The 26,611-nt window shown below is 72.1% G+C and carries 28 protein-coding genes; 13 read left to right on the forward strand and 15 right to left on the reverse strand.

The features are described 5' to 3' along the window. Positions 1 to 46 precede the first annotated feature (46 nt). The 4 genes from dmpG to AC061S_RS05835 all read right to left on the reverse strand — a co-directional run bounded on the left by dmpG (position 47) and on the right by AC061S_RS05835 (position 3,237). A complete protein-coding gene (dmpG, locus tag AC061S_RS05820; protein WP_478684747.1) occupies positions 47 to 1,093 on the reverse strand; it encodes a 4-hydroxy-2-oxovalerate aldolase in 1,047 nt (348 codons plus the stop codon). Beyond that, the gene (locus AC061S_RS05825; protein ID WP_478684776.1) at positions 1,090 to 2,022 is read right to left on the reverse strand and encodes an acetaldehyde dehydrogenase (acetylating); all 933 of its coding nucleotides are present in this window, start codon (positions 2,020 to 2,022) and stop codon (positions 1,090 to 1,092) included. The genes dmpG and AC061S_RS05825 overlap by 4 nt, the downstream gene beginning before the upstream one ends. Positions 2,023 to 2,032: 10 nt before the next feature. Further along, positions 2,033 to 2,815 (reverse strand): 2-keto-4-pentenoate hydratase, encoded by a 783-nt coding sequence (locus tag AC061S_RS05830; protein WP_478684748.1) that lies wholly within the window; start codon positions 2,813 to 2,815, stop codon positions 2,033 to 2,035. Between the two features lie 260 nt (positions 2,816 to 3,075). Continuing rightward, a complete protein-coding gene (locus AC061S_RS05835) occupies positions 3,076 to 3,237 on the reverse strand; it encodes a hypothetical protein (RefSeq protein WP_478684749.1) in 162 nt (53 codons plus the stop codon). Positions 3,238 to 3,374: 137 nt separating this feature from the next. On the opposite strand from AC061S_RS05835, the gene AC061S_RS05840 reads away from it, so the two are divergent. Then, a complete protein-coding gene (locus AC061S_RS05840) occupies positions 3,375 to 4,523 on the forward strand; it encodes a hypothetical protein (RefSeq protein WP_478684750.1) in 1,149 nt (382 codons plus the stop codon). 129 nt (positions 4,524 to 4,652) lie between these two features. Here AC061S_RS05840 and AC061S_RS05845 read toward each other — a convergent pair whose 3' ends face one another. Both AC061S_RS05845 and AC061S_RS05850 read right to left on the reverse strand, forming a co-directional pair. Then, complete coding sequence (locus AC061S_RS05845) at positions 4,653 to 5,561, reverse strand: SDR family oxidoreductase (RefSeq protein ID WP_478684751.1); 909 nt, start codon at positions 5,559 to 5,561, stop codon at positions 4,653 to 4,655. Between the two features lies 1 nt (position 5,562). Beyond that, positions 5,563 to 6,327, reverse strand: coding sequence for an SDR family oxidoreductase (locus tag AC061S_RS05850; protein WP_478684752.1), 765 nt, complete (start codon positions 6,325 to 6,327; stop codon positions 5,563 to 5,565). Between the two features lie 56 nt (positions 6,328 to 6,383). Between AC061S_RS05850 and AC061S_RS05855 the strand changes: the two genes are divergently transcribed. From AC061S_RS05855 to AC061S_RS05875, 5 genes are read left to right on the forward strand one after another with little or no spacing between them, the layout of a single operon-like run. Beyond that, on the forward strand, positions 6,384 to 7,163 hold the full coding sequence (locus AC061S_RS05855) for an enoyl-CoA hydratase family protein (protein WP_478684753.1): 780 nt from the start codon (positions 6,384 to 6,386) through the stop codon (positions 7,161 to 7,163). Continuing rightward, positions 7,160 to 8,011: a CoA transferase subunit A gene (locus tag AC061S_RS05860; RefSeq protein WP_478684754.1), complete on the forward strand. Its 852-nt coding sequence runs from the start codon at positions 7,160 to 7,162 to the stop codon at positions 8,009 to 8,011. Before AC061S_RS05855 ends, AC061S_RS05860 begins: the two co-directional genes overlap by 4 nt. Next, entirely contained in the window at positions 8,008 to 8,760 is a 753-nt protein-coding gene (locus tag AC061S_RS05865) for a CoA-transferase subunit beta (protein ID WP_478684755.1), read from the forward strand. The genes AC061S_RS05860 and AC061S_RS05865 overlap by 4 nt, the downstream gene beginning before the upstream one ends. A 4-nt stretch (positions 8,761 to 8,764) precedes the next feature. Next, a complete protein-coding gene (locus tag AC061S_RS05870) occupies positions 8,765 to 9,871 on the forward strand; it encodes an NAD(P)H-dependent flavin oxidoreductase (protein ID WP_478684756.1) in 1,107 nt (368 codons plus the stop codon). A 31-nt stretch (positions 9,872 to 9,902) separates the two neighbouring features. Next, positions 9,903 to 10,835: a tyrosine-protein phosphatase gene (locus AC061S_RS05875; RefSeq protein WP_478684757.1), complete on the forward strand. Its 933-nt coding sequence runs from the start codon at positions 9,903 to 9,905 to the stop codon at positions 10,833 to 10,835. Positions 10,836 to 10,917: 82 nt separating this feature from the next. Here AC061S_RS05875 and AC061S_RS05880 read toward each other — a convergent pair whose 3' ends face one another. The 4 genes from AC061S_RS05880 to AC061S_RS05895 all read right to left on the reverse strand — a co-directional run bounded on the left by AC061S_RS05880 (position 10,918) and on the right by AC061S_RS05895 (position 15,533). Further along, positions 10,918 to 12,606 carry a DEAD/DEAH box helicase gene (locus AC061S_RS05880; RefSeq protein WP_478684758.1) on the reverse strand — a complete coding sequence of 563 codons (1,689 nt, stop codon included), beginning with the start codon at positions 12,604 to 12,606 and terminating at the stop codon, positions 10,918 to 10,920. A 120-nt stretch (positions 12,607 to 12,726) separates the two neighbouring features. Then, the gene (locus AC061S_RS05885) at positions 12,727 to 12,930 is read right to left on the reverse strand and encodes a cold-shock protein (protein WP_112447913.1); all 204 of its coding nucleotides are present in this window, start codon (positions 12,928 to 12,930) and stop codon (positions 12,727 to 12,729) included. A 127-nt stretch (positions 12,931 to 13,057) separates the two neighbouring features. Beyond that, on the reverse strand, positions 13,058 to 14,302 hold the full coding sequence (locus tag AC061S_RS05890; protein WP_478684759.1) for a sensor histidine kinase: 1,245 nt from the start codon (positions 14,300 to 14,302) through the stop codon (positions 13,058 to 13,060). Positions 14,303 to 14,399: 97 nt separating this feature from the next. Continuing rightward, positions 14,400 to 15,533 (reverse strand): peptidoglycan DD-metalloendopeptidase family protein, encoded by a 1,134-nt coding sequence (locus AC061S_RS05895; RefSeq protein WP_478684760.1) that lies wholly within the window; start codon positions 15,531 to 15,533, stop codon positions 14,400 to 14,402. Positions 15,534 to 15,772: 239 nt separating this feature from the next. On the opposite strand from AC061S_RS05895, the gene AC061S_RS05900 reads away from it, so the two are divergent. The 3 genes from AC061S_RS05900 to AC061S_RS05910 are packed head-to-tail and all read left to right on the forward strand — an operon-like array spanning position 15,773 to position 17,718. After that, positions 15,773 to 16,426, forward strand: a complete 654-nt coding sequence (locus tag AC061S_RS05900) for a response regulator transcription factor (RefSeq protein ID WP_407839644.1) — start codon at positions 15,773 to 15,775, stop codon at positions 16,424 to 16,426. A gap of 53 nt (positions 16,427 to 16,479) precedes the next feature. After that, complete coding sequence (locus AC061S_RS05905; RefSeq protein WP_478684761.1) at positions 16,480 to 17,274, forward strand: class I SAM-dependent methyltransferase; 795 nt, start codon at positions 16,480 to 16,482, stop codon at positions 17,272 to 17,274. Between the two features lie 54 nt (positions 17,275 to 17,328). Continuing rightward, entirely contained in the window at positions 17,329 to 17,718 is a 390-nt protein-coding gene (locus AC061S_RS05910) for a YrdB family protein (protein WP_478684762.1), read from the forward strand. Here AC061S_RS05910 and AC061S_RS05915 read toward each other — a convergent pair. Genes AC061S_RS05915 through AC061S_RS05925 form a run of 3 tightly spaced genes read right to left on the reverse strand, consistent with a single transcriptional unit; the run spans position 17,694 to position 20,700 of the window. After that, positions 17,694 to 18,683, reverse strand: a complete 990-nt coding sequence (locus AC061S_RS05915) for an acyl-CoA dehydrogenase family protein (RefSeq protein WP_478684763.1) — start codon at positions 18,681 to 18,683, stop codon at positions 17,694 to 17,696. The two genes, AC061S_RS05910 and AC061S_RS05915, sit on opposite strands and share 25 nt — an antisense overlap. Beyond that, positions 18,683 to 19,828 carry an acyl-CoA dehydrogenase family protein gene (locus AC061S_RS05920; protein WP_478684764.1) on the reverse strand — a complete coding sequence of 382 codons (1,146 nt, stop codon included), beginning with the start codon at positions 19,826 to 19,828 and terminating at the stop codon, positions 18,683 to 18,685. The genes AC061S_RS05915 and AC061S_RS05920 overlap by 1 nt, the downstream gene beginning before the upstream one ends. Further along, positions 19,828 to 20,700, reverse strand: a complete 873-nt coding sequence (locus tag AC061S_RS05925; RefSeq protein WP_478684765.1) for an enoyl-CoA hydratase — start codon at positions 20,698 to 20,700, stop codon at positions 19,828 to 19,830. The genes AC061S_RS05920 and AC061S_RS05925 overlap by 1 nt, the downstream gene beginning before the upstream one ends. A gap of 47 nt (positions 20,701 to 20,747) precedes the next feature. Between AC061S_RS05925 and AC061S_RS05930 the strand changes: the two genes are divergently transcribed. The 4 genes from AC061S_RS05930 to AC061S_RS05945 are packed head-to-tail and all read left to right on the forward strand — an operon-like array spanning position 20,748 to position 24,521. Then, complete coding sequence (locus AC061S_RS05930) at positions 20,748 to 21,896, forward strand: acyl-CoA dehydrogenase family protein (protein ID WP_478684766.1); 1,149 nt, start codon at positions 20,748 to 20,750, stop codon at positions 21,894 to 21,896. A gap of 5 nt (positions 21,897 to 21,901) precedes the next feature. After that, the gene (locus tag AC061S_RS05935) at positions 21,902 to 22,687 is read left to right on the forward strand and encodes an SDR family oxidoreductase (RefSeq protein ID WP_478684777.1); all 786 of its coding nucleotides are present in this window, start codon (positions 21,902 to 21,904) and stop codon (positions 22,685 to 22,687) included. A 25-nt stretch (positions 22,688 to 22,712) separates the two neighbouring features. Continuing rightward, positions 22,713 to 23,348 carry a TetR/AcrR family transcriptional regulator gene (locus AC061S_RS05940; protein WP_478684767.1) on the forward strand — a complete coding sequence of 212 codons (636 nt, stop codon included), beginning with the start codon at positions 22,713 to 22,715 and terminating at the stop codon, positions 23,346 to 23,348. 15 nt (positions 23,349 to 23,363) lie between these two features. After that, complete coding sequence (locus AC061S_RS05945) at positions 23,364 to 24,521, forward strand: acetyl-CoA C-acetyltransferase (protein ID WP_478684768.1); 1,158 nt, start codon at positions 23,364 to 23,366, stop codon at positions 24,519 to 24,521. 14 nt (positions 24,522 to 24,535) lie between these two features. Here AC061S_RS05945 and AC061S_RS05950 read toward each other — a convergent pair whose 3' ends face one another. Both AC061S_RS05950 and AC061S_RS05955 read right to left on the reverse strand, forming a co-directional pair. After that, on the reverse strand, positions 24,536 to 26,017 hold the full coding sequence (locus AC061S_RS05950; protein ID WP_478684769.1) for a hypothetical protein: 1,482 nt from the start codon (positions 26,015 to 26,017) through the stop codon (positions 24,536 to 24,538). Positions 26,018 to 26,258: 241 nt separating this feature from the next. Beyond that, positions 26,259 to 26,597 carry a hypothetical protein gene (locus tag AC061S_RS05955; protein ID WP_478684778.1) on the reverse strand — a complete coding sequence of 113 codons (339 nt, stop codon included), beginning with the start codon at positions 26,595 to 26,597 and terminating at the stop codon, positions 26,259 to 26,261. Between the last annotated feature and the right edge of the window lie 14 nt (positions 26,598 to 26,611).

The following is a 26,611-nucleotide window of genomic DNA, read 5'->3' on the forward strand; positions in this document are numbered from 1 at the left end:
TGGCCCTCCACTTCGTTGTGGGTGTGCTGCGCTGGGATGGGGTTGACTAGCGGGCTTCGGCGGCGAGCTCGACCGCGATGTCGATGAGCTGGTCCTCCTGGCCGCCGACGAGGCGGCGTTCGCCCGCGCGCAGGAGGATCTGCGCGCCGGAGACCCCGTAGCGCTCGGCCTGCCGGTAGGCGTGCTTGAGGAAGCTGGAGTAGACCCCGGCGTGGCCCATGAGCAGGGCCATGCGGTCGAGCGTGCACTCGTCTTCCATGACGGGGCGGACCACGTCCTCGGCCGCGTCGATGATCTTCAGGACGTCGATGCCGGTGCGGATGCCCATCTTCCGGCAGACGGCGGCGAAGGCCTCGACGGGCGTGTTCCCGGCGCCCGCGCCGAGGCGCCGGGTGGAACCGTCGATCTGGAGCGCGCCGGCGCGGACGGCGGCGACCGAATTGCCCACGCCCAGACCGAGGTTCTCGTGGCCGTGGAAGCCGACCTGGGCATTGGTGCCGAGCTCGGCGACCAGCGCCGCGACCCGGTCGGTGACCTCGTCCATGACCATGGCGCCGGCGGAGTCGACGACGTACACGCACTGGCAGCCCGCGTCGGCCATGATCCGGGCCTGCCGGGCCAGGTTCTCGGGGGTGGTGGAGTGGGCCATCATCAGGAACCCGACGGTCTCCAGGCCCATCTCGCGGGCGAGCCCGAAGTGCTGGACGGAGATGTCCGCCTCGGTGCAGTGGGTGGCGATCCGGCAGATCTGTCCGCCGTTGCCGTGGGCGGCGCGGATGTCGTCCTTCACGCCGAGGCCCGGGAGCATCAGGAAGGCGATCTTCGCGTGGCGCGCCGTATCGGCGGCGATCTTGATGAGCTCCTGCTCGGGGGTCTTCGAGAAGCCGTAGTTGAAGGAGGACCCGCCGAGGCCGTCGCCGTGCGTGACCTCGATGACGGGGACCCCCGCGCCGTCGAGCGCGGCGACGATCGACCGTACGTCCTCGCCCGTGAACTGGTGCCGCTTGGCGTGCGAGCCGTCGCGCAGGGAGGAGTCGGTGATCCGGATGTCGAGGGTGCCCGAGTAGCTCGGGTGGCTCGGGTGGTCCGTCATTTCTGCAGCCCCTTCGCGAACTCCTCGCCGACCTTGGTGGCGGCGGCGGTCATGATGTCGAGGTTTCCGGCGTAGGGCGGCAGGTAGTCGCCGGCGCCCTCCACCTCCAGGAAGATCGCGACCCGGGCCATGCCGCCGTTGAGCGGGGAGGGATCGTCGAACTGCGGCTCGGTGCGCAGCCGGTAGCCCGGTACGTACGCGGCCACGTCCTCGGCGACCTGCTTGACGGAGGCCGCGACGGCCTCGCGGTCGGCGTCGGCCGGGATCGCGCAGAAGACGGTGTCGCGCATGATGACCGGGCCCGCGGCGCCAGCCGCTGATGTCTCCGTGGCGGGGTTGAGGATGATGATGGCCTTGCCGCGGGCGGCGCCGCCGATCTCCTCGATGCCCCGGGAGGTGGTACGGGTGAACTCGTCGATGTTGGCGCGGGTGCCCGGGCCGGCCGAGACGGAGGCCACCGAGGCGACGATCTCCGCGTAGGCGACGGGGACCACGCGGGAGACGGCGTACACCATGGGGATGGTGGCCTGGCCGCCGCAGGTGATCATGTTGACGTTGGCCCGGTCGAGGTGGGCGGTCAGGTTCGCGGGCGGGACGACGGCGGGGCCGACGGCGGCCGGGGTCAGGTCGACGGCCTTGATGCCGAGTTCGGCGTACCGCGGGGCGTTGGATCGGTGCACGGAGGCGGAGGTGGCCTCGAAGACCAGGTCCGGCAGCTCGTCCTGGGCGAGCAGCCAGTCCACGCCCTCGTGGGAGGCTTCGAGTCCGGCGCGGCGGGCGCGGGCCAGGCCCTCGCTGCCGGGGTCCACGCCGATCATCCAGCGGGGTTCTATGTGCGGGGAGCGCAGGAGTTTGTAGAGCAGGTCGGTGCCGATGTTCCCGGAGCCGACGATGGCGGCGGTCGCTTTCTTGATCGTGTTCGTGCTGATCGTGATCACCTCAGGAGAAGGAGAGGGACACCGGGCCGAGCCCGGTGAAGTCGGCGGTGTACGTCCGCCCGGCGGCCACGTCCACGGCGCGGGTGCAGGACCCGGGCAGGATCAGGTGGCCCTTGCGCAGCTCGACCCCGAAGCGGGCTACGGTGCGCGCCAGCCAGGCGACGGAGGCGGCGGGGTCGCCGAGCACGGCGTCGCTGCGGCCGCTCGCGAGGGTGTCGGGGCCGCAGCTCAAGGTGGCGTCGATCGCCTTGAGGTCGAGCTCGCGCGGGTCGCGTCCCTCCCCGATGACGTATCCGGCGGAGGAGGCGTTGTCGGCGATGGTGTCGGCGATGGCGATGCGCCAGTCGGCGATCCGGCTGTCGATGAGCTCCAGGGCCGGGACGACCCGCTCGGTGGCCGCCAGTACGTCGGCGGCGGTGCAGCCCTCGCCGGGGAGGTCGGCGCCGAGGACGAAGCCGACCTCGACCTCGACGCGCGGCGCGCAGTACGCGGCGGCGGGGACCGGGGTGTCCTCGTACAGCTCCATGGAGTGCAGCAGGTGCCCGTAGTCGGGTTCGTCGACGCCCATCATGGCCTGCATGACGGGGGAAGAGAGCCCGACCTTGTGCCCGGTGATCCGGTCGCCGTCGGCGAGGCGCCGTCGGATGTTGAGGAGCTGGATCTCGTACGCGTCCTCGGTGCCGATGCCCTCGTACAGCTCGGTCAGCGGTCGCACCGGGGCCCGCCGCAGTTCCGCCGCGTGCAGCACTTCGGCGGCTTCGCGCCGGCGCTGGTCGTTCAGCATGGAGTCCTCCCGGCTGCGCTGGTGTGTAGTGCGGCAGACGGTAGGCAGGGGCCGGGCACGGGCGGGAGGCCGTGTTCCCGCTGAGCGGGAAAGGGGGCGGGCCGGGGCCTTTGGTCCAGCGGAGACGCACGGGGATCGAGTGCGCGAAGGGTGGCCACGAGGCGGTCACCCCCATACTCACGCCGCGAGGCGTTCCGTTCGGTCTGTGGCCGAGCGCAACCGTGGCGTCGCACGAGGGTGACCCGTAGCACTCAACTCCCCTATCGGGGGTACCAGATCACCCCCGCGATGACTCCCCCGAGCGTGGTGATCAGGGTGAGGAAACGGTGCGGGATGTGCTCGACGGTCATGTGCAGCCCCCGGACCCGGATCTCCAGGAACGGGCGCGCCTCGTGGTCGGCGGTGCGTAGGGTGCGCGACATGGCGTGGTTCTCCCTCTTCTCCGGCCCGGTATCGGGCCGATGAAGCAAGGGAAGCTCCCGGACGTCATGTTGGCGACGCCGCAAGCCGGTCTTGCGCGACACAGCGCAACTTGCGCGACATCCGGAAGGACTTGGCGATGTCCTCCGCGGACATCGTGAAGTGGCTCAAGGAGGCCGAGCCCGAGGCCGCGGTCGACGCGAGCCGGCTCTCCCGCTACCTGAGCGGCACCGACCTGCCGAAGCCCACGCTGTTGCCCGCCCTGTACCGGCTGCTGGCCACGCGTCAGGCCGTGGACCCCGACCGGATGGCGGACGGCTGGAAGCAGCTCTACGCCGCGGCCCGGACCAAAGGGCCGCTGGTCGCGCGCGAGTACAAGGAAGAGGCCTCGCGGATCGCGCTGGAGGAGCACCGCGTCCGGACGGCTCGCGACCTGGCCGGTCTGCGCGAACAGCTCGACCGGGAACGGCAGCACCGTGAACGCCTTGAGAAGAGCCTCGCCGACGTGTTCGCCCGCACGGAGGGAACCCACCAGCAGGTACAGGATCTGGAGGACGAGCTGGGCCGCGTCGGCCACCGGCTCGAAGGGCTCGAAGACCTGGTGCGGCAGCACGAATCCGTGTTCCGCCTCCTCCAGGCGGATTCCGAGCGCGGTGCGCAGGCACAGCGGGAGACCAGCGCCGAGATCGACCTGTGGCGGGGGAACGCACCGACCCCCTGGACGGGGGACCCCATGACCGTGGCCCGCACCGTTGCCGCGTTCCGGAACGAGGGAGCGGACGAACAGGCCGATCACCTGCTGTCACTGGCGGCGAGAGACCTGCCCGTAGCCCTCCTGCCCGAGTTGTACGCCGCCTTCAAGGAGATCGGGCGCCTGCGCGAGCGCGAGCGCCTGAGTCGCGGCGTCGGCGCGCAGCGCAGGGCCAAGGAGATCCTCGCGCTCACCAGGGCCACGAAGACAGTTCTGGAGGGCTGGATGGAGCAGGTGCTCGTCGAGACGGGCGCGCGTGCAGCGGTGCGGGAGCTCGTACTCCTGACGAGACTGCTCGACGAGACCAGCCGACGTGCCGATAGGCACCATCTGATTGTGGGCCTGAAGCGGCGCACCGAGGGCCTGCCGGAGATCACCGCTTCCGGCGCGTTCCATCCCCACGAGCTGCCCGTGACCGGGGAGGTCGCGGGGGCCACCACGTCCGGCGCGCTCCGGCCCGACCATCTGTCCGCAACCGGGGACGTCGCGCGGGGCACCACGCCGTCGGCTCCCAGGCGGCGGTGGTTCGGCTCCTGACCCCGGACCGGGGCCGGGTGACCGGGCAGGGCCCGGGATCAGGAGGCGGGAACGGGCGCGGCAGCAGAGCCCAGCGCCGGGGCCGGGGGCCGATGCCCAGCCTCCGCCCGCCCCGCCCCGCCCCGCCCGTCAGCGGGACCCGTACACCGGCTGCGGCGGCTCCGAGGCCGACAGGAGTTTCGTCGTCGCCTCGCCCGCCTCCGACGGGGTCCACCTCGCTCCGCAGTCGGCCGTGGGGCCGGGCCGCCAGCCCTCCATGACCGTGATGCGGCCGCCCTCCGCCTCGAAGACGCGGCCCGTGACCCCGTCCGAGGCGTCGGAGCCGAGCCACACCACCAGCGGGGACACGTTCTCGGGGGCCATCGCGTCGAAGGCCCCGGCCTTCGGGGCTGCCATGGTGTCCGCGAAGGTCTGCTCCGTCATCCGGGTCCGCGCCGCGGGGGCGATCGCGTTGACCTGGACCCCGTAGCGGCCCATCTCCGCCGCCGACACCAGGGTCAGCCCGAGGATCCCGGCCTTGGCCGCGCTGTAGTTGCCCTGGCCGACGGACCCGAGGAGCCCCGCCCCCGAGGAGGTGTTCACGACCCGGGCGGCCACCTGCCGGCCCTGCTTCGCCTCCGCCCGCCAGTACGCCGCCGCGTGCTTCAGCGGCAGGAAGTGCCCCTTCAGGTGGACCCGCATCACGGCGTCCCAGTCGTCCTCGTCCAGGTTCACGAGCATCCGGTCGCGCAGGAACCCCGCGTTGTTGACCAGGGTGTCCAGGCGCCCGAAGGCCGAGACGGCCGTCTCGACCAGTGACGCCGCGCCCTGCGTCGTGGCGATGTCGCCGCCGTGCGCCACCGCCTCCCCGCCCATCTCCCGGATCTCGGCGACGACCAGCGCCGCCGGGCTCTCCGGTCCCGGCAGCCCGTCCAGGCCGACCCCGAGGTCGTTCACGACGACCCGGGCCCCCTCTTCGGCGAAGGCCAGCGCGTGGGCCCGGCCCAGCCCCCGTCCGGCGCCCGTCACGATGACCACACGGCCTTCGGCAAGTCCCATGTCAGCTCTCCTTGTTCGCAGTTGCCGCATCCAAAAACGCCGGCCGTTCGCCGCCCCCGTGCACGAGCAGGCTCGCCCCGCTCACGTACCCCGCCCGGCCGGAGGCCAGGAAGACGGCCGCCTCGCCCACGTCCGAGGGCTCCGCCAGCCGTCCCAGCGGTACGGTCGCGCCGACCGCCGCGATCCCGCTCTCGTCGCCGTAGTGCAGGTGCGACAGCTCGGTCCGCACCATGCCCAGGACCAGCGAGTTGACCCGTACCTCGGGGGCCCATTCCACGGCCATGGAGCGGGCCAGGTTCTCCAGGCCCGCCTTCGCCGCCCCGTAGGCCGCCGTGCCCGGCGAGGGCCGGGTCCCGCTGACGCTGCCGATCATCACGATCGAGCCCCGGGTCTCCCGGAGCCAGGGGTACGCGGCGACCGAGGCGGTCATCGGGGCGATCAGGTTGAGCTCGACGACCCGCGCGTGGCGCTGCGCCTCGCCCTCCCCCAGCAGCCGGTACGGGGTCCCGCCGGCGTTGTTCACCAGACAGTCCAGACGCCCGTGGCGCGCGGCGACCGATCCGAAGAACTCCTGTACGGCGGCCGGATCGCGCAGGTCCAGGGCGGTGAAGACCGCAGAGCGGCCCGCCGCCTCGACCGGTTCGTCCGGTGGCCGCCGCGCGCAGACCACGACGTCGGCCCCCGCCGCGAGGAACGACCGAGCGATCCCGGCGCCGACGCCGCGGGTTCCGCCGGTGACGACGACAACCCTCCCGTTGAGCTCCATCGGCTGCTACCTTCCTCACCTAACAAATGTTTGGTGGAAAGGTAGCTGATCCGCTCATGGGTGTCTCCACCTCAAGCCCCGACAAGGGCATCGCACTCGTCACAGTCGACTTCCCGCCGGTCAACGCACTGCCCGTGCAGGGCTGGTACGACCTGGCCGACGCCCTGCGCGCGGCCGGCCGCGACCCGGAGGTCCGGTGCGTGGTCCTGGCCGCGGAGGGCCGCGGCTTCAACGCCGGCGTGGACATCAAGGAGATGCAGCGCGATACCGGCCACGCCTCGCTCATCGGCGCCAACCGGGGCTGCTACGAGGCCTTCGCCGCCGTCTACGAGTGCGAAGTACCGGTCGTGGCGGCCGTGAACGGCTTCTGCCTCGGCGGCGGGATCGGCCTGGTCGGCAACGCCGACGCCATCGTCGCCTCCGAGGACGCGACCTTCGGGCTGCCGGAACTGGACCGGGGCGCCCTCGGGGCCGCCACCCACCTGGCCCGGCTCGTCCCGCAGCACCTCATGCGGACCCTGTACTACACCTCGCGCACCGCCACCGCCGCCGAACTGCACGCGCACGGCTCGGTGTGGAAGGTGGTCCCGCCGGGCGAACTGCGGACGGCCGCCCTGGAGCTGGCCGCCGAGATCGCGAAGAAGGACGGGTACCTCATCCGGCTCGCCAAGGCGGCCATCAACGGCATCGACCCCGTGGACGTGCGCCGCAGCTACCGCTTCGAGCAGGGCTTCACCTTCGAGGCCAACCTCAGCGGCGTGGCGGACCGGGTCCGCGACACCTTCGGCAGCAGCGGACCCTCCGGAAGCACAGGAGCAAAGGCGGAATCGGCATGACCGACAAGAGCATGACTCCCGAAGAGGCGGTCGGCCGGCTGAGCAGCGGGATGACCATCGGCATCGGCGGCTGGGGTTCGCGCCGCAAGCCCATGGCCCTGGTGCGCGCACTGCTCCGCTCCGAGATCACCGATCTCACCGTGATCTCTTACGGCGGCCCCGACGTCGGCCTGCTCGCCGCCGCCGGCCGGATCCGCAAGCTGGTCACCCCCTTCGTCACCCTCGACTCCATCCCACTGGAGCCGCACTACCGGGCCGCCCGCGAGAGCCGCGCCTTCGCCCTCACCGAGCTCGACGAGGCCATGTTCATGTGGGGCCTGCACGCGGCCGCCAACCGGATGCCCTTCCTCCCCGTCCGGGCCGGCCTCGGCTCGGACGTCATGCGCGTCAACCCCGAGCTGCGCACCGTCACGTCCCCGTACGCCGACGGGGAGGAGTTCGTGGCGGTCCCCGCCCTGCGCATGGACGCAGCCCTGGTCCACCTCAACCGGGCCGACCGGCTCGGCAACGCCCAGTACCTGGGCCCCGACCCGTACTTCGACGACCTCTTCTGCGAGGCGGCCGACGCCGCCTACGTCTCCTGCGAGCAGCTCGTCGAGACCGCGGAGCTCGCAAAATCCGGGCCGCCACAGTCCCTGCTGGTCAGCCGCCACTCGGTCACCGGGGTCGTGGAGACCCCGAACGGCGCGCACTTCACCTCCTGCGCCCCCGACTACGACCGCGACGAGGCCTTCCAGAAGCTGTACGCGACCACCCCCTGGCCCGAGTTCGCCGAGCGCTTCCTCTCCGGCGGCAGCGAGCACGCCTACCAGTCGGCCGTCCAGGCCTGGCACGAGGAGCAGAAGTGAGCACGCCCTCCACGACGACCACAGCCGCGGTCACCCGCGCCGAGTACTGCGTGATCGCCTGCGCGGAGGCCTGGCGGGACAACGGCGAGGTGCTGGCCAGCCCGATGGGCCTGGTGCCCTCCTTCGGTGCCCGGCTGGCGAAGCGGACCTTCTCCCCCGACCTGCTGCTGACCGACGGCGAAGCCATGCTGGTCGGGCTGGACGGCTCGGCCGAGGGCTGGCTCCCGTACCGCCGCCACCTGACGATGGTCACCGGCGGCCGCCGGCACGTGATGATGGGCGCCAGCCAGATCGACCGGTTCGGCAACCAGAACATCTCCTGCATCGGGGACTGGGAGCAGCCGGCCCGCCAGCTCCTCGGGGTGCGCGGCGCCCCGGTGAACACCCTGAACAATCCGGTGAGCTACTGGATCCCCAAGCACTCCACCCGGGTCTTCGTCGAGCGCGTCGACATGGTGAGCGGCGTGGGCTACGACCGCGCCGAGGCGGCCGGGGTGACCCGGTTCCACCGGCTCCCCCGCGTGGTCAGCGATCTCGGTGTCTTCGATTTCACCGGCCCGGACCACGCCATGCGCCTGGTCTCCCTGCACCCCGGGGTCACGGTGGAGCAGGTCCGGGCGGCGACCGGCTTCGAGCTGGACCTGCCCGAGGAGGTCCCGTACACGCGGGAGCCGACGGCGGAGGAGCTGCGGCTGATCCGCGAGGTCGTCGACCCCAAGGGGCTGCGCGACCGGGAAGTACGGGTCTGAGCCGATGGAGACGGCATTCACCAAGCTGGTCGGGGTCGAGCATCCGATCGTGCAGACGGGCATGGGCTGGGTGGCGGGTCCGCGCCTGGTGTCGGGGGCTGCCAACGCGGGCGCGCTCGGCATCCTGGCCTCGGCGACCATGACGATGGAGCAGTTGCGGGCGGCGATCCAGGAGGTCAAGTCCCGTACGGACGCCCCGTTCGGGGTCAATCTGCGCGCGGACGCCGGGGACGCGGCCGAGCGCGCGCAGCTGATCATCGACGAGGGCGTCCGGGTGGCCTCCTTCGCGCTGGCCCCGTCCAAGGAGCTGATCGCGCGGCTCAAGGATGCGGGCGTGGTCGTGGTCCCGTCGATCGGAGCCCGCCGGCACGCCGAGAAGGTCGCGGCGTGGGGCGCGGACGCGGTGATCGTGCAGGGCGGCGAGGGCGGCGGGCACACCGGTGACGTGGCCACGACCGTGCTGCTGCCGCAGGTGGTCGACGCGGTGGACATCCCGGTGATCGCGGCGGGCGGCTTCAGCGACGGCCGCGGTCTGGTGGCGGCGCTCGCCTACGGGGCCGCGGGCATCGCCATGGGCACCCGGTTCCTGCTGACCTCCGACTCGACGGTCCCGGACGCGGTGAAGGCCGAGTACCTGAAGGCGACGGTGAAGGACGTCACCGTCACCACGGCCGTGGACGGGCTCCCGCACCGGATGCTGCGCAGCGAGCTGGTCGCTTCCCTGGAGCGGGCCGGCCGGGCGAAGGCGCTGGCCAAGGCGGTGCGGCACGCGGCCGGATTCAAGAAGCTATCGGGTCTGACCTGGGCGGAGATGGTCCGGGACGGCCTCGCGATGAAACACGGCAAGGACCTGTCCTGGAGCCAGGTGCTGCTCGCCGCGAACACCCCCATGCTCCTCAAGGCGTCCATGGTCGAGGGCCGTACGGACCTCGGCGTCATGGCATCGGGCCAGGTCGCGGGCGTGATCGAGGATCTTCCGTCCTGTGCGGAGCTCGTCACCCGCGTCATGGCCGAGGCACACGCCGTGCTGGAACGGCTGCACGGCCTCACTCCCCCACAGCGTCTTTCCCTCCCCCCGCACCTGCTCGGCACCCTGCCACCACCAGGGTGATTCCCCTTCTCCGTTACAGGAGTTGCCCCAGATGAGCCGTGCCCGAATCCGCCTGGCGACCGCGGTGCTCGCTTCCGCCCTCGCCATCGGGACCCTGCCCGCCGCCGCGTACGCCGCTCCGGCCGACAGCGCCTCCGTCTCCCGCCACCACCAGCCCGCGCAGTCGACGGAAACGATCCGCCAGATCCCCCTCCAGGGCGCGGTCAACTTCCGCGACCTCGGTGGCTACCGCACCTGGACCGGAGGCCAAGTCCGTCAGGGGCTGGTCTACCGTTCCGACGCACTGGGCAAGCTGACCGCCGCCGACGTCACCACCGTCGGCGGTCTGGGCCTCAAGAAGGTCCTCGACTTCCGCATCCCGATGGAGGTCCAGTACGACGGGGCCGACAAACTGCCCGCCGGTCTGGTCTCCACCGCCCGTCCGGTCAACGACCTCGGCCTGTACGGGACCCTGGTCACCGCGATAGGCAGCGGTGATCCCGTCGTGCAGGAGCAGATGCTCGGCGGCGGCCGCGCCGAGGCGTACATGCGCGACGTCTACCGCGCGTTCGTGACCAACCCCGAGAACCGGGCGCAGTTCGCGACCACCCTCCGCGAGATCGCCGACGGCAACCAGGGCCCGCTGCTGTACCACTGCACCTCGGGCAAGGACCGGACGGGCTGGATGAGCTACATCCTGCTGAACGCCCTGGCCGTCCCGAAGGCCACGGCCGAGCGCGACTACCTGGCCTCGAACACCTTCCGCGCGGCGTACGACGCCCAGGTGCGGGCGGGCATCAAGGCATCCGGCCGGATGCAGAACCCCGATCTGCTGATCCCGCTCCAGGAGGTCCGCCAGGACTACCTGAACGCGGCGACCACGCAGATGGAGGCCGACTACGGCAGCCTCTACGGCTACCTCACCGACGGCCTCGGGCTGGACCTGAGGACCCTGGCGAAACTCCAGGTGAAGATGGTCCGCTAGCCATCCGCCGGGCAGCGGAAAACACCACTGCGCCGGGCGGCAGCTGCCGCCCGGCGCAGTGGTCCGTACGTACTTCTCCAGATCAGGCGGAGCGGCGGCGGCCCTGGCCGGCGCCACCCACCCGGCTGCGGGCCGAAGCGGCGGCGGCACCACCGGAGGGGGCACCTCCGGTACGCCGGCCGCGCTCGCCGGAACCGGCCGTGGAACCGCCCTGTCCGCCCTGGCCGCGGCGGGCCTGGCCGGAGGCCGGAGCCTGCCCGGCGGCGCCGCCGCCACCGGTGCGACGGCCGCGGCCGCCCCCGGCTGCCGGAGCCGCGCCGTTGCCGGCGCCCGTACGCGGTCCGCCCGAGCGGCGGCGCGCGCCGGAGCCCGAGCCCCCGCCGGCCTGGCCGGCGGAGCGCTGACGCGGCGGGGTGGCCTGCGGCACGTCCATGACGACCGGGATGCCCGAGGGCTCCTTGGCGCCGGTGATGCGCGCGAGCTCCTCGTCGGAGGACTTGATCTGAGCCGTGTGCGGGGAGATCCCGGCGTCCGACATCAGGCGGGTCATGTCGCGCTTCTGGTCGGGCAGGACCAGGGTGACGACGCTGCCGGACTCGCCGGCGCGGGCGGTACGGCCGCCGCGGTGCAGGTAGTCCTTGTGGTCGGTCGGCGGGTCCACGTTGACGACGAGGTCGAGGTCGTCGATGTGGATGCCCCGCGCGGCCACGTTGGTGGCGACCAGCGCGGTGACCTCGCCCGTCTTGAACCAGTCGAGGGTCCGGTTGCGCTGCGGCTGCGAGCGTCCGCCGTGCAGGCCGGAGGCGCGGACGCCGTCGGCGAGGAGCTTCTTGACCATGCGGTCGACCCCGCGCTTGGTGTCGACGAACATGATCACCCGGCCGTCGCGGGCGGCTATGCGCGTGGCCACGGCCTTCTTGTCGGTCTCGTCCATGACGTACAGGACGTGGTGCTCCATCGTGCTGACCGCACCGGCGGACGGGTCGACGGAGAAGGCGACCGGGTCGGTGAGGAACATCTTGACGAGCTTGTCGATGTTCTTGTCGAGGGTCGCCGAGAACAGCATGGTCTGGCCCTCGGGCTGGACCTGCTTGAGCAGGGCGGTGACCTGCGGCATGAAGCCCATGTCGGTCATCTGGTCGGCCTCGTCGAGGACGGTGATGGAGACCTGGGAGAGGTCGGCGTCACCGCGGTCGATGAGGTCCTTCAGGCGGCCGGGGGTGGCGACGAGCACCTCGGCGCCGCGGCGCAGGGCGCCGGACTGCCGGTTGATCGACATGCCGCCGACGACGGTCGTGATCCGCAGGTTGACGGCCGTGGCGTACGGGGCCATCGCGTCGGTGACCTGCTGCGCGAGCTCGCGGGTCGGTACGAGGACCAGCGCGAGCGGCTGCTTCGGCTGTGCGCGGCGGCCGGCGGTGCGGGCCAGCAGGGCCAGGCCGAAGGCCAGCGTCTTGCCGGAGCCGGTACGGCCGCGGCCGAGCAGGTCACGGCCGACGAGGGAGTTCGGCAGGGTCGCGGCCTGGATCGGGAACGGCTCGGTGACGCCCTGGGCGGCGAGGGTCTTCAGCAGCGCCTCGGGCATGTCCATGTCGCCGAACGAGTCCACCGGCGGCAGGGCCGGGGTCAGCGGTTCGGGCATGGTGAATTCTTGGGGCCTGGCTACGGGGGCGGACTTCTGCCGTCCCGCGCCAGCCTTCGGACGTCCCTGAGCCGCACCTCGACCCCGGGTGGGGCGGCGGCTGGGTCGTGCGGAGCTGGAGCTGGTCATGCGAGAAAGCCCTCCTGAAACCGGCAGGTACTGCACAAAGCACTGCAAACAAATGGTGCGAAACAGCAGACAAGCCGGGGCCCGCACCGACTCGGTGCGGACCCCGGCGTGCTGACTGCCTTAGGCGGGGAGGATGTTCTCCGCCTGGGGGCCCTTCTGGCCCTGGGTGACGTCGAAGGACACGCGCTGGCCCTCGTTGAGCTCACGGAAGCCCTGGGTGGCGATGTTCGAGTAGTGGGCGAAGACGTCCGGGCCGCCACCGTCCTGCTCGATGAAGCCGAAGCCCTTTTCCGAGTTGAACCACTTCACGGTGCCAAGTGCCATTTTTGAATCTCCTGAATAGGCGGCAAAGGGCCCCATCCGGAGATTCCGGCAAAACAATAAAAGCGCCTGTCGGAGCATTCCCGTCAGGCGCACATAAAGTTCATGGGTACCACAACTGCAACGAGCTCTAAGCTAGCACACGTCGGTCGGGGAGTGTCGCCGCGAGCATGTGACCTCCGTCCTGCGTGGGTCCTGCACGCAGCTGCCCGCCCACCTCCGCGAGGGCGCGCCGGAGCCCCGGAATGCCCATCCCGCCCGAGTCCAGCACGATCCGCTCCCCCTCGGGGGCCGTGTTGACCACGTCGAGGCGAACCTCCCCGTCTTCGGCGTACAGATTCATCCGAACGGCGGAGCCGGGGGCGTACTTCGCCGCGTTGGTGAGCCCCTCGCGGGCGATCCGCAGCAGCAGCCGCCCGTCGGCCGCCGGGAAGGTTCCCAGGCCGGGCTGGGTGTGGTGGGTGATCTCCATGCCGGTGGCCCGCATGTTCCGGGCCAGGGAGCCGAGGAAGCGGCCCACGTCCACCGGGGAGGTGTACGCGCGACTGCCCGCGGGGTCGGTCAGCATGTCCAGCACCTCCCTGACCTCGGCCATCGCGGCCCGCGCCGATTCCTCCACGGCGCCGGCGGCCTCCCGGAGGCGGGGGTCGGCCTCGGCGTCCAGGCGCAGGGCGGCCGCCTGCATCGTGAGGGCGGTGAGGCGGTGGCCGAGGCCGTCGTGGGTGCGCTGGGCCAAACGGGTGCGCTCCTGGACGACGGCCAGGTCGGCCGCCTGGTCCACGGCGGCGTGGGCCTGGCGGGCCCGCTCGCGCAGCGCGGTCATGACGTGCCGGTTGCGGCGCACGGTCTCCCCGTACAGGGCGGGCACGAGGATGGAGCCGAGGACGAAGGAGGCGGGGTCGCGCCCGGCGTACCCGAGCGGCAGGAACAGGTCGCGGGTGGCCGCGTAGACGACGGCCATCAGCAGGACACCGCCCCAGCGGTGGGTGCGGCCGTACGCGGCCAGGGCGTAGGCGGCGAAGACGAGGGGGCCGCGGTCGTCGGAGATGACGGTGGCGGCGGTGGCCACGAGGGCCGGTATCCAGGGGTGGGAGCGGCGCCACAGCAGGGAGACGGCCGCGAGCCAGCCGGCGGCCAGGCTCGTGGAGTAGTCGGTGACGAGGCCGAAGCGGTGGACGTCGTGGAGGTTGAGGGTGGTGAGCAGCCCGCAGACGAGGGCGAGCCAGATGTCGGTGCGGCGGGCGCGCACGGGGTCGGGCGCCCCGCCGCTCTCTCCGGTCAGGGTGCGCAGACCCCGTTCCAGCAGCTGTCCGGCGCGACCGGGCACGGCCTGCATGACTCCACCCCCCATGACGCACAGAAGTGCGTAGAACATGCCAAAACGTCCCCCCAGGTTGCCCTTCTTCCGCCGAAGGGGCATCCCGGGGGGACGCGTTCTTGGGGCACCGGCTCGCAGTGAACCGGCTCGTTCCCTACAGGGAGACGCCGAGGCCGTTCAGCCAGGTGACCGGGTTGACGTCGGCGCCGTAGCTGTTGCTGGAGCGGACCTCGAAGTGGAGGTGCGGGCCGGTGGAGTTGCCGGTGTTGCCGGAGCGGCCGATCTGCTCGCCGGCGGAGACGCGCTCGCCTTCGGAGGCGGTCGCCGAGGAGAGGTGGGCGGACAGGGTGTAGCGGCCGTCGTCGTGCTTGATGACCACGGCGTTGCCGTACGCGCCCTGCCAGCCGGAGGAGACGACGGTGCCGGCGGCCGCGGCCCGGACCTGGGTGCCGGTGGACACCGCGAAGTCGATTCCGGTGTGGTGGCCGGCGGCCCAGCCGCCCGCCTGGTGGTAGCGCGCGGAGACGGTGCCGCCCGAGACGGGCAGGACGCCCTCGGCGCTGCCGCGGGAGCTGCTCTTGGACGAGCTCGACGAGTCCGAGGACTTCGCGGAGCTGGACGAGCTGGAGGAGCTGGAGGACTTCGGCGTGGCCGGGGTGCCGCTGCCGGAGTCGGAGGAGCCGCCGGAGCCGTACGCGAGGCGCTGGCCCGGGAGGATCATGTGCGGGTTGGACCCGATCACCGAGCGGTTCTCGGAGTAGAGGGTCTGCCAGCTGACGCCGAGTTCGGAGCCGATGGTGCCGAGGGTGTCGCCGCTGGCGACGGTGTAGGTGTTCGCGCCCTGGGCCTTCGGGGCGGCCGGTGCGTCGGCGTTCTTGTTCGCGGTCGAGGTGCCGGCGCCCCTGGCAGGAGCTTCGGGGGCCTCGGGGGCCGGGCCGCCGCGCTGCAGGCCGGCGAGCTTGCCGCAGGAGGGCCAGGCGCCGGGGCCCTGGGTCGCCAGGACCTTCTCGGCGATGGCGATCTGCTGCGCCTTGGTGGCCTGGTTGGCCTGGGGGGCGTACTGCCGGCCGCCGAACTCCGCCCATGTGCTGGAGGAGAACTGCAGGCCGCCGTAGTAGCCGTTGCCGGTGTTGATGCTCCAGTCGTTGGTGGACTCACACTGGGCGACCTTGTCCCACGTGCCGACCGACGCGGCGGACGCGGGCTGTGCCACGAGACCCACGGCGGCGGGTGCGGCGATACCGGCGACAACGAGACCGGCGAGGGTACGAGCAGACGGGAAAGACATGCGGAGTTCCTGACTTCGGGGACATTGCGGAGGCCGGGTGCACCGGGTGAAGCGGTGGTGCGTTCGGCCTCGGTAACCACCGTCCGGGAGGACGGGGGGTCGCCGAAGTCGCCGAAAGAGGACAAGCAGGACAGCAAAAGGGGACTGGGGAGGGAGGGTTGAGGGGACTTAAGTCCCGGTATGGCGGTAATGTCCGCAATAAGACGGGGAATCAGGGGCATCAGGGGGAGGTGGGTCACATGACGATCCGCGTGATGGTGGTCGACGACCAGAGCCTCATACGGTCGGGACTCGTGACCCTGCTCGCGAGCGCGCCCGACATCGAGGTGGTCGCGGAGGCCGCCGACGGGGCCGAGGCCGTGCCGCTGGCGCGCACGTACCGGCCGGACGTGGTGCTGATGGACCTGGTCATGCCGAAGGTCGACGGCATGGAGGCAACCTTGCAGCTGCTGCGCCTGCCGGAGCCCCCGCGCGTGCTCGTCCTCACCGGCTACACGGCGGACGACCTGGTCCTGGACGCGCTGCGGGCCGGAGCGGCCGGGTTCCTGCTGAAGGACCTGCGCCCCGAGGAGCTCTTCGCCGGCATCCGCACGGTCGCGGCGGGCGGCAGCGCGCTGGCTCCCGGGGTGATGCGGGTGCTGCTGGAACGGGCGGACACCCGCACCGGGGCTCCCGACCACGCGGAGCAGCTCTCCACCCTGTCCCCCGGCGAGCGGGACGTCCTCGCGCTGGTCGGCGAGGGGCGGACGAACCTGCAGATAGCGGAGGCGCTGCACCTGTCCCCGGCGAGCGTGAAGACGTACGTCTCGCGGATCCTGACGCAGCTCGACCTCTCGAACCGGACCCAGGCCGCGATCCTCGCCTACGAGGCGGGGCTGGTCCGCGCCGCGTGAGCACTGCCCCGGAGGGGCTGGCCGGTACTGGCGTGATCGAAAACAATGGCGCCATGACGACGACTCCCCGTTCCCGGGCCCGGTCCTTCGACGGCGCCGCCGCTCTCTACGGGCAGCACCGGCCCGGCTATCCCGAGGCGCTGTACGACGCCGTCGAGGAGCTGGCCGGGCGCCGGTTCGCCGGGGCCCGGGTGGCCGACGTGGGCGCGGGGACCGGGATCGGGACGGCGCCGATGCGCGCCCGGGGAGCCGAGGTGGTGGCGGTGGAGCCCGGGGACGGGATGGCCGCCGAGTTCCGGCGCACCCGGCCGGGGATCCCGATCGTGCGCGGGGACGGGGACCGGCTGCCGCTGGCCGGGGCCGCCTTCGACTTCCTGACGTACGCCCAGGCCTGGCACTGGACGGATCCGGCGCGGTCCGTGCCCGAGGCCCGCCGGGTGCTGAAGCCCGGCGGGGCGCTCGCGATCTGGTGGAACGACCTGGACGAGTCGGCCGGCTGGGTCGCGGGGCAGGGCGAGCGGATCCGTGCCTTCTTCGAGGCCGGCGGCCCGGGCGGCGCGGTCGCCGGCGGCGCCGGCGCGGTCGGCGGGACCGCCCAGGCCCTGGGCTACCGCACGCTCCCGCGCGGCCTCGACTCCGGTTTCGCCACGCGGACCGTCCCGTGGTCCCGGCGGATCCCGCTGGAGGCGCACCTGGCGAACCTGGCCAGCCACTCCGCGTTCCTGCTGCTGGGCGAGGCGGGGACGCGGGAGTTCCTGGACGCCGAGCGGGAGCGGCTGGATCCGGTCTTTCCGGACGGGACGGTGGAGGAGCCCTACGTGGTGACCGTCAGCGTGGCCGTCATCTGAGACGGCCCGGTGCGGACTGGCGCCCTCCGCCCCGGCCGCACGAGGCTGGCGGGCATGTCCTCCTCTTCTCCGCTGCCCTCCGCCGTCAAGGTCTTCTTCCTCGCCAACGAGGGCCTCGCCTTCCTGCTGGAGCTGCTGGCCCTGGGCCTGCTCGCCTGGTGGGGTTTCACCCGTGGCATCGGCCTGGCGGGATCGATCGTCCTGGCGGTGGCCGCGCCGCTCGCCGCGGCCGTGCTCTGGGGGATGTTCGCCGCGCCGAAGGCCCGGTACGCCGTCCCGCTCGCCGCTCGGCTCGGGGTGAAGGCGGTGGTGTTCGGCGCCGCCGCCCTGGCGCTGCTCGCGCTCGGGCAGCGGCTGCCGTCCCTCTGGTTCACGGTGATCGTCGTGGCGAACACCGCGCTCGCCACCACGCTTCGGATTTACAGCGCCCGGAGCCGCTCCTGAAGCACCGCCGCCCGGCACTGCGAGGGGCTCCCCCACGCGTCGCGCAGCGGGCGGGCCTTGCGCAGCCACAGGGAGAGGTCGAGCTCCTCGGTGTAGCCGACGGCCCCGTGGAGCTGGAGCGCGGTCATGGCGGCCGCGTACGCCGCCTCGCCCGCGGTCAGCTTCGCCGCGGCGACCTCCCCGGGGGCCAGGGAGAGCGCGGCCGCCCACAGCAGCGGCCGGGCGAACTCCAGGCCGATCAGGGTGTCGGCCAGCCGGTGCTTCACCGCCTGGAAGCCGCCGATCGCCGTACCGAACTGGGTGCGCTGCTTCGCGTACTCCACCGTGCGCGCGAGGAGGGCCTCGCCGACCCCGAGGCACTGGGCGGCGGTCAGCAGCCGGGCCCAGTCCGCGGCGTCCCGGGCCGCCGCGGTGACCGCCGGGCCGGCGGCGAGGAGTTCGCCGCCCCCGGCCGGGAGGGCCAGGCGGCGGGCGGGGTCGGTGGAGGTGCGCAGCGGTCCGGCGACGGCGGCCAGCCGGAGCTCCCCGGCCGGGGACACCGTGAAGAGGTGGGTGGCCGCGTCGGCGTCCAGGGCGTACGGGGTCCCGCCGGGCAGGGTGAGGGTGGCCGAGGTCTCCCCCGCCGCCAGCCCGGGGAGGAACCGCTTGGCCAGTGCCTCGTCGCCGAGCCGGGTGAGGAGTACGGCGGCAGCGGCCGTCTCCACCAGCGGGCCCGGGACTCCGGCGCGGCCCAGCTCCACGAACCCGGTCGCCAGTTCCAGTGGCATGAGGCCCATGCCCTCGTGGGCCTCGTCGGCGGCGAGGGCGAACAGTCCGGTGGCGGCGAGCCGCGCCCACAGGGCCGTGCCCGGGGTGTGGTCGCCCGCGCCCCAGGCCCGTACCGCCGCCGGGACGTCCGAGGCGGCGAGCAGGCCGCGCAGGGTGCGGGCGAAGTCCGCCTGTTCTTCGGTCGGCAGGAAGCGCATCAGCGGCGGCCCTTCGGGAGGCCGAGCAGCCGCTCGGCGATGATGTCGCGCTGGATCTCGTTGGTCCCCGCGTAGATGGGACCGGCGAGGGAGAAGATCCACGGCTCGGCCCATTCGCCGTCGGCGAGTTCCGCGTCGGGGCCCAGCAGGTCGAGGGCGCTCTCGTGCAGGGCGATGTCGTACTGGGACCAGAACACCTTGTTCAGGCTGGACTCGGCGCCGATCGTCTCGCCGGCGGCGAAACGGGAGGCGTTGGCCCAGGTGAACAGCTGGTAGGCGCGCGCTCCGACCACCGCGTCGGCGACCCGGTCGCGCAGCGCGGTGTCGGCCGGGTCCCCGTGGCTGCGCCACAGCTCCACGAGGCGGTCGGCGGCGGCGAGGAAGCGGCCGGGTGCGCGCAGGGTGAGCCCGCGTTCGTTGCCGGTGGTGGACATGGCGATCCGCCAGCCCTGTCCGGGCTCCCCGATGACGTCCGCGTCGGGGACGAAGACCTCGTCGAGGAAGAGTTCCGCGAAGGCGGGCTTGCCGTCGAGGCGGCCGATGGGCCGCACGGTGACCCCGGGGGCGTGCAGGTCGAACATCAGATAGGTGAGGCCCTGGTGCGGTTTGGGGGCCTCGGGATCGGTGCGGAAGATGCCGAAGGCGCGGTCGGCGAAGGCGGCCCGCGAGGACCAGGTCTTCTGCCCGGACAGCAGCCAGCCGCCGTCGGTGCGGACGGCGCGGGACTTCAGGGAGGCGAGGTCGGAGCCGGATTCGGGCTCGGACCAGGCCTGCGCCCAGATCACCTCGCCGGCGGCCATGGAGGGCAGGACGCGGGCGCGCTGTTCGTCCGTGGCGTGGTCGAAGAGGGTGGGGGCGAGCAGGTTGATGCCGTTCTGGGAGACCCGGCCGGGCGCGCCGGCGGCCCAGTACTCCTCCTCGAAGACCAGCCAGTGCTCGATGTCCACGCCGCGGCCGCCGTACTCCTCGGGCCAGGACACCACCGCCCAGCGGGCGGAGTGCAGGAGCGCCTCCCATTCCCGGTGGGCGGCGAAGCCCTCCCGGGTCTCCAGGGAGGGCAGGGGGGTCGCGGGCACGTGGGCGGCCAGCCAATCGCGCGCCTCGGCCCGGAAGGCCTCCACGTCCGCAGCATGGTTCAGGTCCATCAGCTGTTCGCCTCCTTCATCGCGGAGCCCTTCATCGCGGCACCTTTCATTCCCGATATGTCCATGCCGCCGAGCGAGTCCGCCGTCGTCTCGGCGTTGTGGGCGTGCGCGAGGTGGTGCAGGCCGAAGACGGAGTCCATGCCGGTGTGCAGGCCCTGGAGGTCCTCGGCCTGGTTGACGGCCCGCTTGGTGAGGGCGAGGCCGAAGGAGGGCATCTCGGCGATCCGCAGGGCGAGCCGGTCGGTGGCTTCTGCCAGTTCGGTCCGCTCGACGACCCGGTTGACCATGCCGATCTCGTAGGCGCGGCGGGCGGGCATCCGGTCACCGGTGTAGAGGAACTCCTTGGCGATGCGCGGGGGCATCGCCCACGGGTGGGCGAAGTACTCGACGCCGGGGATGCCCATGCGCACGACGGGGTCGGCGAAGAAGGCGTCCTCGCTGGCCACGATCAGGTCGCAGACCCAGGCGAGCATCAGCCCGCCGGCCACGCACGCGCCGTGGACGGAGGCGATGACGGGCTTGGGCAGTTCGCGCCAGCGCCGGCACATGCCGAGGTAGACCTCGGATTCCCGGGCGAAGCGGGATTCGGCGCCGGAGCGCTGGGAGTGGTCCCACCACAGGCCGGCCCGGCGTTCGAAGGGCAGGTGCGCGTCGCGCTCCGGGGTGCCGATGTCGTGGCCCGCCGAGAAGTGCTCGCCGGCCCCGGCCAGGACGAGGACCTTGACCGCGGGATCATCGGCGGCGCGGTAGAAGGCGTCGTCGAGGGCGTAGGTCATCGCGCTGTTCTGGGCGTTGCGGTATCGGGGGCGGTTCATGGTCACGTACGCGACCGGGCCGCGGCGCTCGTAGAGCACGGGGGTTTCGTCGGGCATCCCTGGGATCCTTCCCTAACAAGTGTTTGGTAGGTTAACGTACGGCCATGAGCAGCGTCGAGGAGTTCCGCACCGAGGTTCGGAGTTGGCTACGGACCCACCTCACCGGTGAGTTCGCCGCCCTCAAGGGCCGCGGCGGACCGGGCCGGGAGCACGAGGCCTTCGCCGAACGCCTCGCGTGGGAGCGGCACATGGCGGCGCACGGCTGGACCTGCGTGGGCTGGCCCGTCGAGTACGGCGGCCGCGGCGCGAGCACCGGGCAGCAGATCGCCTTCCACGAGGAGTACGCGCTGGCCGACGCGCCCGCGCGCGTGAACCACATCGGCGAGCAGCTCCTCGGCCCCACCCTCATCGCGCACGGCACCGAGGAGCAGCGGCGGCGCTTCCTGCCGCCCATCCGGGCCGTGGAGGAGCTGTGGTGCCAGGGCTACAGCGAGCCCGACGCAGGCTCGGACCTGGCGAACATCCGCACCCGGGCCGCCCTGGTGGACGGCGCGTGGGTGGTGGACGGCCAGAAGATCTGGACCTCCCTGGCCCACGCCTCGCAGTGGTGCTTCGTCGTCGCCCGCACCGAGCCGGGCTCCCGCCGGCACGCGGGACTGTCCTACCTGCTGGTCCCTATGGACCAGCCCGGGGTGGAAGTCCGGCCCATCGTGCAGCTGACCGGGACCTCGGAGTTCAACGAGGTCTTCTTCGACGGGGCCCGCACCGACGCCGCCCACGTCGTCGGCGCGCCCGGCGAGGGCTGGGCCGTCGCCATGGCCACCCTCGGCTTCGAGCGCGGGGTCTCCACCCTCGGCCAGCAGGTCGGCTTCCGCCGCGAGCTCGAAGACCTGGCCGCACTGGCGAAGCGCAACGGCGCCACGGCCGATCCGCTGATCCGCGACCGGCTCGTCCGGGCCTGGATCGGCCTGGAGACCATGCGCGCCTCCGCGCTGCGGCCCGGGGTCGCCCCGTCCACGGCCAAGCTGTACTGGGCCCGCTGGCACCGGGACCTCGGCGAACTCGCCATGGACGTCCGCGGAGCCGCCTCGCTCCTCGCGGCGGGGGCGCACGGGGACCCGTACGACCTCGACGACTGGCAGCGGCTCTTCCTCTTCTCCCGCTCCGACACCATCTACGCGGGCTCCGACGAGATCCAGCGCACCATCGTCGCCGAGCGCATCCTCGGCCTTCCCAAGGAGGTACGGGCGTGAACGCGATAGGCAAAGCACCCGCGTACGTGGCGGGGCACGGGCTGCTGGCCGGCCGGAGCGCCGTGATCACCGCGGCCGCCGGGGCCGGCATCGGCGGGGCCACCGCGCGCCGGTTCCTGGAGGAGGGCGCCCGCGTCCTCATCGGCGACGCGCACGCCCGGCGGCTGAAGGAGAGCGAGGAGGCGCTGGCCGCGGAGTTCGGCGCGGACCGGGTCGCCTCCCTGCCCTGCGACGTCACCGACGAGGAGCAGGTGAGCGCCTTCTTCGCGCTCGCCGAACGGCTCCACGGCCGCCTCGACCTCGTCGTCAACAACGCCGGGCTCGGCGGCACCGCGCATCTGGTCGAGATGACCGACGACCAGTGGTCCCGCGTCCTCGACGTCACCCTGAACGGCACGTTCCGCTGCACCCGCGCCGCCATGCGCTCGATGCAGGCCTCGGGAACGGGCGGGGTGATCGTCAACAACGCCTCCGTCATCGGCTGGCGCGCCCAGACCGGGCAGGCCCACTACGCCGCCGCCAAGGCCGGGGTGATGGCGCTGACCCGCTGCGCGGCGCTGGAGGCGGCGGAGTTCGGCGTACGGATCAACGCGGTGGCGCCGAGCCTGGCCATGCACCCGCACCTGGTGAAGGTCACCAGCGAGGAACTGCTCGCCGAACTGACCGCCCGCGAGGCCTTCGGCCGGTACGCCGAGCCCTGGGAGGTCGCCAACGTCATCGTCTTCCTGGCCAGCGGCTACTCGTCGTACATGACGGGCGAGACCGTGTCGGTCAGCAGTCAGCACGCGTAGGGCGCCCTATGACGAGAATGGGCAGGTGCCAACGAACAAGCCGATCGCACCGACGGCCAAGAAGAAGCCCCAGGTGACGGCGTCGCCCGAACGCCGCCGCGAACTCCTCGACACCGCCGCAGAGGTCTTCGCGGCGCAGGGCTACAACGCCACCACCGTCCGCAAGATCGCCGACGCCGCCGGCATGCTCGCCGGCAGCCTCTACTACCACTTCGATTCCAAGGAATCGATGCTCGACGAGATCCTCTCGGCCTTCCTGACCGAGCTGTGGGACGGGTACGACACCGTCCTCGCCGCCGGTCTCGGACCCAGGCAGACCATCGAGGCACTCGTCACCGAATCGTTCCGGGAGATCGACCGGCACCGCGCCGCCGTCGCCATCTACCAGAAGGAGTCCCGGCACCTGTCGGTCCAGCCCCGCTTCCACTACCTCTCGGACTCGCAGGTCAAGTTCGAGAAGGCGTGGCTGGGGACGCTGGAGCGCGGGGTCGCGGACGGGGTCTTCCGCGCCGACCTGGACATCCGCCTCACCTACCGCTTCGTGCGCGACACGGTGTGGGTGGCGGCGTCCTGGTACCGGCCGGGCGGCCAGCACAGCCCCGAGGAGATCGCCCGCCAGTACCTGTCCATGGTCCTGGACGGCATCGCCACACGAACGTAATCCTGAGGAGTTCTGATGCCCGAGGCCTACATAGTCGAAGCGGTACGCACCCCCGTGGGGCGGCGCAAGGGGGGCCTGTCCGAGGTCCACCCGGCCGACCTGGGGGCGCACGTCCTCAAGGCCCTCGTCGAACGGTCCGGGATCGACCCGTCGGCCGTGGAGGACGTGGTCTTCGGCTGCCTCGACACGGTGGGGCCGCAGGCGGGCGACATCGCCCGGACGGCCTGGCTGGCGGCGGGGCTCCCCGAGGAGGTCCCGGGCGTCACCATCGACCGCCAGTGCGGATCCTCGCAGCAGGCCGTGCACTTCGCGGCTCAGGGCGTCATGTCCGGCACCCAGGACCTGGTGGTCGCGGGCGGCACCCAGAATATGTCGATGATCCCGATCGCCTTCGCCTCGCGGCAGGCTGCGGAGCCGCTGGGCTTCACCGAGGGCCCGTACCTGGGGTCGGCGGGGTGGCGGGCCCGGTACGGGGACTCCCCCGTCAACCAGTTCTACGGGGCCCAGCTGATCGCCGAGAAGTGGGGCATCTCCCGCCTCGACATGGAGGAGTTCGCCCTGCGCTCCCATCAGCGGGCGCTGCGCGCGATCGACGAGGGCCGCTTCGAGCGGGAGATCGTGCCGTACGGATCGGTGTCGGTCGACGAGGGCCCGCGCCGCGACACCAGCCTGGAGAAGATGGCGGGCCTGAAGCCGGTCATGGAGGGCGGCACGATCACGGCGGCGGTCTCCTCCCAGGTCTCGGACGGCGCGGCGGCGATGCTGCTGGCCTCCGAGCGGGCGGTACGGGAACACGGGCTGCGCCCGCGGGCCCGCATCCACCACCTGTCGGTCCGCGGCGAGGACCCGATCCGCATGCTGTCGGCGCCGATCCCGGCGACGGCGTACGCCCTGAAGAAGACCGGCATGTCCCTCTCCGACATCGACCTGGTCGAGATCAACGAGGCCTTCGCCCCGGTGGCCCTGGCCTGGCTGAAGGAAACGGGCGCGGACCCGGAGCGGGTCAACGTCAACGGCGGCGCGATCGCCCTGGGCCACCCCCTGGGCGCGACGGGCGTCAAGCTGATGACGACCCTCCTGCACGAACTGGAGCGCACGGGCGGCCGCTTCGGACTCCAGACCATGTGCGAGGGCGGCGGCCAGGCCAACGTCACCATCATCGAGCGGCTGTAGCGTCTCGGATGAGCTTAGGTTTTCCTGGGTGGGTCTGGGCGTTCGGCCCCTTGGGAAAAGAGTCTCGGGTCTCGCCGTGGCCACTGTTTGAGCGGGGTGGCGTGGGTGTGCAGGTGGAAGCCTGCGCCGAGTCTGGCCCCGGTCGGCTGGTGCCGGTTGGGGGTGCTCATCGTGTGCGGTGCCTGCCGCCCATCTCGCCGCCGGGTGCGGTGGGTGGGTGTCTGGGGCGGCCGCCCCGCCGGACGCTTTCCACCCGGGCCAGCCGCCGATGGTGTGGCTGCTGGTGTTCCGGGTGGGGCGGGGACACGGCGGGCGAGGGCAACCTGGCCATCGATGAGGCGTTGCAGGTGTGCGGCTTTGGTCCACAGGTGTTCGGCGTGGATGCGGAGCCGGTCGGCCTTGGCCAGGACCCCGTTCATGCGGAGGAAGACGGGCTGCCCGTCGGTCAGAACGGCCGGTTGGATTCCACCGGTCAGGGTGAGGGTGCCGCCGGTGAGCAGGGTGTTCAGTCCGTAGTCGAAGGCCACCGCCTGGAAGTGCCCGTCGCGCAGCGTCTTGGGCACGCCGGTGGTGTGGGCGACATCCAGTCGCAGCCGCCCGGCGCGCAGGCGCAACGTCGGGGCGTGCAGGGCCGCGGCGGCGTCGATGGTGGGCGGCAGCCGGAAACGGATCCGCACCGGACGCCAGTCGGCACGGGTACGCGGGTCTGGACGTGCCGGGAGCCGTACGGTCAGCACCGCGTAGCGGGCGGGGTCATCCTCGCATCGGACGAGGGTGGCGAGCTGCTTGTCGGCGGCAGCCAGCACCACCTGATGGCCACCGCCCGGCGCCGCCTCCAGCTCACACAGGCCAACCGGCAGACGCAGGTGCGCGGTGAGGAACCGCAGCACCTGCCGGGTCCGGGAACGGAAGACGGACGCGGGCACTGCCGCCCCCTGCGGACAGGCGTCCCGCAGCGCCGCCCATTCCTCCTCGGTGCGCTTCATCGGGTCAACACCGGCCGGCCAAGTAGTCAGGACCGCATCCACCAGCCCGGCCCGCCATTCGGCCGAGCGCAGCACCCGCCCGGCCTGTTCCTCCGCGACCCGCCGGACCCGGTCGGGCACATACAGGCCCTCCGGCACGGTCGCCGTCCAGCCCAGAGTCCGCAACGCCATCCACGCGTTCGACGGCAACCGCTCACCCGACGGCCCTACACCCAAAGCGAGCCGGGCAAGCTCCGCCCGAAACCAGTACCCACCGATCACCCCGGCGGCCATCGACTCCACCAGTCCGGTCAGCCAGCCAGCCCGCTCACCCAGCACGGGCGCGTTCAGCACCTCACCACTGATCGTGTCCACGCCCCGGAACGCGGTCGCGGACGCGCACGCCACCCAGCCTGCCTCCCCCTCGCCCAGCACGATCTTCCGCCGCACGCCCACACCCCCGCCCCGCTCGCGACCTACTGTCCGATCATCGGACCCACATACGAAACGAGCCCAACCCGACAAGGTCACGCAACACAACAAGAACCCGTGCAACACCCAGGAGAACCAGACCAACCCAACGACTGCGCGCGGCCCTCCGTCAGGGCACGGGCTAGTCCTTACTGCCGCGCCATACTCGCGCGCGGCGCCGCTCCCGGGGCCAGCCCCGGACCCCCGCGCCTCAAACACCGACCAAATCCAGCCCGGCCGACGTTTGAGGCGCGGGTCAGGGCAGAGCCCTGGGAAGGGCGGGTAGGGGACATCCCCCCGCTCACGCATGGAACTCGCGCACCACTTCGATCCGCCCCACGATGTGCGCGTTGAACTCGTCCAGCTCCTCCGCCGGAACCCACAGCTCCAGGATGGTCTCCCCGCCGGTCTGCTGGACCGGGTACCGCTCCAGGAACGCCGAGTCCACCTCGAACCGCGTCACGTACCCCGCACCGCTGTGCTTGACGTTCCAGTCGCTGGCGATGCGGACCGCATAGTCCTCGTCGATTTTACCGACCACAGGAGCTCGGATACCGGCTCTGAACTGCGACGATTCATAGACTACATGTCCGTGAACGTGAGTTGGCGCTGATGCCGTAGCTCGTCTGGGTGGTCTCATGGGGCGGCCCGTCC

This window comes from Streptomyces sp. CA189 (assembly GCF_056428985.1).

What these genes read in the sequence shown, in the direction of transcription:
- AC061S_RS05885 (WP_112447913.1), bottom strand. Translation starts at nt 12,930, where the DNA reads ATGGCACTTGGCACCGTGAAGTGGTTCAACTCGGAAAAGGGCTTCGGC.
- AC061S_RS05880 (WP_478684758.1), bottom strand. Translation starts at nt 12,606, where the DNA reads ATGACCAGCTCCAGCTCCGCACGACCCAGCCGCCGCCCCACCCGGGGT.
- AC061S_RS05840 (WP_478684750.1), top strand. Translation starts at nt 3,375, where the DNA reads ATGTCCTCCGCGGACATCGTGAAGTGGCTCAAGGAGGCCGAGCCCGAG.
- dmpG (WP_478684747.1), bottom strand. Translation starts at nt 1,093, where the DNA reads ATGACGGACCACCCGAGCCACCCGAGCTACTCGGGCACCCTCGACATC.
- AC061S_RS05925 (WP_478684765.1), bottom strand. Translation starts at nt 20,700, where the DNA reads ATGCCCGACGAAACCCCCGTGCTCTACGAGCGCCGCGGCCCGGTCGCG.
- AC061S_RS05920 (WP_478684764.1), bottom strand. Translation starts at nt 19,828, where the DNA reads ATGGACCTGAACCATGCTGCGGACGTGGAGGCCTTCCGGGCCGAGGCG.
- AC061S_RS05955 (WP_478684778.1), bottom strand. Translation starts at nt 26,597, where the DNA reads ATGAGACCACCCAGACGAGCTACGGCATCAGCGCCAACTCACGTTCAC.
- AC061S_RS05900 (WP_407839644.1), top strand. Translation starts at nt 15,773, where the DNA reads ATGACGATCCGCGTGATGGTGGTCGACGACCAGAGCCTCATACGGTCG.
- AC061S_RS05895 (WP_478684760.1), bottom strand. Translation starts at nt 15,533, where the DNA reads ATGTCTTTCCCGTCTGCTCGTACCCTCGCCGGTCTCGTTGTCGCCGGT.
- AC061S_RS05945 (WP_478684768.1), top strand. Translation starts at nt 23,364, where the DNA reads ATGCCCGAGGCCTACATAGTCGAAGCGGTACGCACCCCCGTGGGGCGG.
- AC061S_RS05860 (WP_478684754.1), top strand. Translation starts at nt 7,160, where the DNA reads ATGACCGACAAGAGCATGACTCCCGAAGAGGCGGTCGGCCGGCTGAGC.
- AC061S_RS05905 (WP_478684761.1), top strand. Translation starts at nt 16,480, where the DNA reads ATGACGACGACTCCCCGTTCCCGGGCCCGGTCCTTCGACGGCGCCGCC.
- AC061S_RS05890 (WP_478684759.1), bottom strand. Translation starts at nt 14,302, where the DNA reads ATGTTCTACGCACTTCTGTGCGTCATGGGGGGTGGAGTCATGCAGGCC.
- AC061S_RS05930 (WP_478684766.1), top strand. Translation starts at nt 20,748, where the DNA reads ATGAGCAGCGTCGAGGAGTTCCGCACCGAGGTTCGGAGTTGGCTACGG.
- AC061S_RS05910 (WP_478684762.1), top strand. Translation starts at nt 17,329, where the DNA reads ATGTCCTCCTCTTCTCCGCTGCCCTCCGCCGTCAAGGTCTTCTTCCTC.
- AC061S_RS05915 (WP_478684763.1), bottom strand. Translation starts at nt 18,683, where the DNA reads ATGCGCTTCCTGCCGACCGAAGAACAGGCGGACTTCGCCCGCACCCTG.
- AC061S_RS05850 (WP_478684752.1), bottom strand. Translation starts at nt 6,327, where the DNA reads ATGGAGCTCAACGGGAGGGTTGTCGTCGTCACCGGCGGAACCCGCGGC.
- AC061S_RS05855 (WP_478684753.1), top strand. Translation starts at nt 6,384, where the DNA reads ATGGGTGTCTCCACCTCAAGCCCCGACAAGGGCATCGCACTCGTCACA.
- AC061S_RS05830 (WP_478684748.1), bottom strand. Translation starts at nt 2,815, where the DNA reads ATGCTGAACGACCAGCGCCGGCGCGAAGCCGCCGAAGTGCTGCACGCG.
- AC061S_RS05835 (WP_478684749.1), bottom strand. Translation starts at nt 3,237, where the DNA reads ATGTCGCGCACCCTACGCACCGCCGACCACGAGGCGCGCCCGTTCCTG.
- AC061S_RS05870 (WP_478684756.1), top strand. Translation starts at nt 8,765, where the DNA reads ATGGAGACGGCATTCACCAAGCTGGTCGGGGTCGAGCATCCGATCGTG.
- AC061S_RS05845 (WP_478684751.1), bottom strand. Translation starts at nt 5,561, where the DNA reads ATGGGACTTGCCGAAGGCCGTGTGGTCATCGTGACGGGCGCCGGACGG.
- AC061S_RS05875 (WP_478684757.1), top strand. Translation starts at nt 9,903, where the DNA reads ATGAGCCGTGCCCGAATCCGCCTGGCGACCGCGGTGCTCGCTTCCGCC.